The organism is Chamaesiphon sp. VAR_48_metabat_135_sub (assembly GCF_031418915.1).
GTDB lineage: Bacteria > Cyanobacteriota > Cyanobacteriia > Cyanobacteriales > Chamaesiphonaceae > Chamaesiphon.
Genome location: NZ_JANOJV010000303.1, coordinates 1 through 4,400, shown reverse-complemented (window position 1 = coordinate 4,400; position 4,400 = coordinate 1). Strand labels below are relative to the sequence as shown.

The 4,400-nt window shown below is 43.7% G+C and carries 4 protein-coding genes and 1 pseudogene; 3 read left to right on the top strand and 2 right to left on the bottom strand.

Annotation, left to right across the window (positions count from 1 at the left end; genetic code table 11):
- Both RMO55_RS20765 and RMO55_RS20760 read right to left on the bottom strand, forming a co-directional pair.
- On the bottom strand, positions 1–764 hold a 764-nt coding region (locus RMO55_RS20765; RefSeq protein WP_310429888.1), incomplete at its 3' end, for an MBL fold metallo-hydrolase.
- A 108-nt stretch (positions 765–872) separates the two neighbouring features.
- On the bottom strand, positions 873–1,766 hold the full coding sequence (locus tag RMO55_RS20760; protein ID WP_310429886.1) for an alpha/beta fold hydrolase: 894 nt from the start codon (positions 1,764–1,766) through the stop codon (positions 873–875).
- A 207-nt stretch (positions 1,767–1,973) separates the two neighbouring features.
- Here RMO55_RS20760 and RMO55_RS20755 point away from each other — a divergent pair, with 207 nt between their 5' ends.
- The 3 genes and pseudogenes from RMO55_RS20755 to RMO55_RS20745 form a co-directional block, all read left to right on the top strand.
- Positions 1,974–2,939 (top strand): formylglycine-generating enzyme family protein, encoded by a 966-nt coding sequence (locus tag RMO55_RS20755; protein ID WP_310429884.1) that lies wholly within the window; start codon positions 1,974–1,976, stop codon positions 2,937–2,939.
- 413 nt (positions 2,940–3,352) lie between these two features.
- Complete coding sequence (gene tnpA / locus RMO55_RS20750; RefSeq protein ID WP_396134438.1) at positions 3,353–3,790, top strand: IS200/IS605 family transposase; 438 nt, start codon at positions 3,353–3,355, stop codon at positions 3,788–3,790.
- Positions 3,791–3,989: 199 nt separating this feature from the next.
- Positions 3,990–4,400, top strand: a pseudogene (locus RMO55_RS20745) (AAA family ATPase); the annotation flags it as partial.

Sequence of the window (4,400 nt, the reverse complement as noted above, 5' to 3'; positions counted from 1 at the left end):
TCAGCTAATTTTTGCATAGATTTAAGCTGTTCTGCCCAGGAATACCAACAGAAATCTCGAAAGGCTCCCAAATGTCCGAGGCGGCGACTGAAAGCAAGATGATCGCCAGTAAATAGGAACTTGTGTTTATATAATAGAACTGTATGTCCTTTACTATGTCCGGGGACGGGGATAATTAAAACATCGGGGATTAATTGAATTGGATCTACCCCTTGAAGTTGACGTTCGACAGATTGAGTATCGGTGGTAATATCGTCTTGATGCAGGATGCGATCGCAACCAAAATAGTCGTGAAATTTCTGATGATCGGCAACATCATCACGATGGGTGAGATAGAGATATTTTACGCCACCCATTGCTTCGATCTGTTTGACTAAAGGCGGCGTAAATCGGGGCGAATCGATCAGAATATTCCCATCTGGATGTTGAATTAAATAACTCGCTGCTCCATAGGATTTCTCGGAATGATAACCGCAATGATAGATATTTTCAGCGACGAGGAGGGGAAATGATGCCTGAGCTTGCTTGATATCATAGGGCTTTTCTAGCGTCCCGATCGATCCTGTTGGACATGATAATAGTGCCTGCATCGCTGCCAATCTTTCATCAGCACTTACTGGTTGATGATAAACTGCCGACATATCACCAGATTGACTAAATACCGTCGGAGCCATCCACCGACAAGTATCGCAATCAATACAACTTTTATCGACGTAAAAATCACCGTCGATATTCTCAATTCGTCGATTCGCTAGATGTGCCATGAGGTACCTGCCAGTATTTGATTTTGGGTGAAAAATCCCCTCCGAGGAGGGGTGCCCGTAGGTCGGGGTGGGTAAGATCTACGCAGCACATCAAATATCTCTACTCCCTCATTTAACCCGTGCCAACCACTCTAAAATTGCTGGATTAACAACTTCAGGATGCTCATCGTGGGGACAATGCCCTGCATTGGGGATCGAAACGACCGTAATGGCTTGTCCAGCGGCGGCGAGTTCTTGATAGACCTTTGCACCCTTTATCGGTGTCCAGGGGTCGTTTTCGCCCCATAATACTAGCAGCGGTTTAGTGACTTGGGGTAATAATGATTCGGGGGTTGGCCCTGGTGATGCAGTCAGAATCGAGGCGAAAACTTGCTGTGCGCCTGGGTCACAAGCGGGTTGATGGATAATGTCGATTAGTTCGTCGGTGACGGCTTCACGGCGGGTATAGACCTGATAGAGACTAGTGCGGATGCGGGATTTTTGGCGGACTCGATCGAAGATAAATTTACCAAAGACTGGAGATGCGACAATATTAGTAAATATCCCCATCACATTTCGCAATAGGAAATTCAATTCGTCAGGACGATGGTTTAATCCACCCGCACAATTTATTAATACTCCACCCGCACTAAGTTCGGGGTGATGGGCTACCAACATTAGACTGAGTAAAGCACCGATCGAGTTACCGACAAATACCGTCGGTTGGTTGATATACTCATGCCAGAAGTCTACGATCAATTCTTCCCACAGTTCCATACTGTAATCGATCGGGGCTTTATCCGAACCACCAAATCCGAGTAGATCGATCGCGTATACTTGATATCCACCCTCAGCTAAGATCGGGATATTCTTGCGCCAATGATCGATCGAGGCACCGAAACCATGAATCAATAATAGCGGTTGACCCTCACCTGTAATTGTATATTTAATCTGATGTCCGCGCCAGTTCCAGGCTAGTTTCTCAGTGCTCAAGATCGGTGCTAGGGATGGAGTAATAGTCATGGAATGATGTGGGAGTAAAGCTATTCTTTCGATCTTAGTAAAAAATTTTGGTGAAGGAAAGGTGAGTTTTCTCACATCTCGCACAAATCCCGCTCAAAATCCGATTTTTACAAAAAGTAGGGTTTTTAAACTTACCAGCATGGCAAAGATGTCAGGTTTTGCAGTGGATTGGGCATAATATTGGTAACTCGATCGATCTCCATCAGCATGTCAGAACTTCAACCATCCAACACCGATGCCATTTTAGGCGGACAAAATCCAGTACCGATCGATGCAGCGGTATTAGGTGGGGTGCCTGGTACAAAACAGAAGTTAGCTCATGAATTTGGTACGATTCACGAATTATCTACATTTGAGACAGTAACAGTAAATAAAAGTGGTGAAATTACTAGCCGTACAAACAAACAAGCCTTCTACTATACAGAAAAGCTGGGTAATGGAATCATGCTAGATATGGTATATATTTCGGCTGGAAGCTTTATCATGGGATCTTCAGACAAGGATAAAAATAGTCTAGCTCGTGAAAAACCTCAACATTTAGTCAGTGTTCCAGCATTCCATATGGGTAAATATCCAATAACCCAAGAGCAATACCAAGCCATCATGGGCAGTAATCCTTCTTATATTAAGGGTGATGGAAAGTTACCAGTAGAAAGTGTTATTTGGGATAATGTTCAGGTGTTTTGTGAGAAATTGAGCCAACAAACACAAAAAAAATACCGACTTCCTAGTGAATCACAATGGGAATATGCCTGTCGAGCGGGAACAACAACTCCTTTTCATTATGGGGAGACAATTACAACTGATATAGCAAATTTTGATGGTACGTTTTCTGCTCTAGATATCTCCACAAAAATTTATAGAAGTAAGACAACGATAGTTGGTAGCTTTCCAGCCAATCATTTTGGGCTATGCGATATGCATGGAAATGTATGGGAATGGTGTGAAGATTGCTGGCATGAAAATTATCAAGGTGCGCCAGTAGATGGAAATGCTTGGAATAATGATTGTTGGCATGAAACTTACCAAGAGTCATTTCATTGGAACGATCGCCGCGTATATGTAGTTCGCGGTGGTGGTTGCCACGACATTCCAAATAATTGTAAATCTGCTTTTCGTAACGGACTTGTGGCATCGACTCCTTTGACTACGGGATTTCGTGTTGTTAGTTAGAATCAATCCAAAATCCAAAATGTCCACCCTCCCTCGCAGCCATCAAGAAATCGTCGAAAAACTAGACTTAATGCTGCGGGCGCGGTATCCGCTAATTTATATCGTCGGAGCCGAAGAAGAACCGATCGATTTTCGCTAGTGCAATCGACATCCGCGCTGAAATAGAATTTCGCGCTCATAGCAAAAGTTATCTTCAGATAACTACGCGGAGATCTTAGTTCGTTGAAACGAACTTTAGCTCTTAGCCCCGAATTCATTCGAGGGCTTAGATCTTCACTAAATTCTAGAGATCGTCAATGGATCGCCTCCAGTAGGTACCAACGATCGCCTTGTCCTAATCTAATTTCAACCAATTTGTTAACATTCGATCGAATCTTGGGCATATTAATAAACAAAATGCCAACATTTTTAACATGCCACTTTGGAGATTATTTTATCACTTAGTTTGGGCAACTAAAGATAGACAACCATTAATTAGCCCAGCTCACGAAAAAGTCCTGTATCCACATATTCAAGGCAAAGCTGATTTTCTCGAATGTCAATTACATGCGATTCTCCAGGGGAGAGGCTACGCCAACGGTGGCATTGAAGACCATATTCATCTAATTGTGTCAATTCCACCAAAGCTATCTATTTCAGATTTTGCCAAACGGATTAAAGGTAGTAGCTGCCGTTATTTAAACCAAGAGTTTGCAGAAGATAGTTATCAGTTTGCTTGGCAACATGAATATGCGGTGTTTTCTTTGGGCGAACAGAGGTTAGAATGGGCGATCGCGTATGTCGAAAATCAAAAACAACATCACGCCACTGGACAGATTGTTAAAGTGCTGGAACAAACTGAGTCATTTTGAGGGTTGTTAGTGCGATCGAGATCCGCGCTGAAATGGAATTTCGCGCTCAAAGCAAAAGTTATCTAAAGATAACTACGCAGAAATCTTAGTTCGTTTTAACGAACTTTCGCTCTGAGCACCCGAATTCATTCGAGGGCTTCAACTAAAGACTAAATTCTAACTACGATCGATATTATTTCAACCCCAATCCAAAGTCCCCATGCTTCCCCCCAGCCACCAAGAAATCGTCGAACAACTAGACTTAATGCTGCGGGCGCGGTATCCGCTGATTTATATCGTCGGTGCCGAAGAAGAACCGATCGAAACCGTACTACTCCAAGTAGCAGATAAATCCCAACCAGCCAGAGAACTCCGATTTTGGGATATCGTCAGAGGTTGGAATGATAACGGAGCCGACAAAGGTTCCCCCATCGCTGCATTAGGGCGGATTGCCAAAGCACCAGCCGATAAACCCGCGATCTTTGTCTTGCAAGACATCCACCCGATCTTAAAATCGCCGCTCCAACCCCCAAATATACCAATTATCCGCGAGATCAAAAATCTCACCCGCGAACTCAAACGCAGCCGCAAAACCCTAATTCTCACTAGCTATTCCCTCGACGTACCGCCA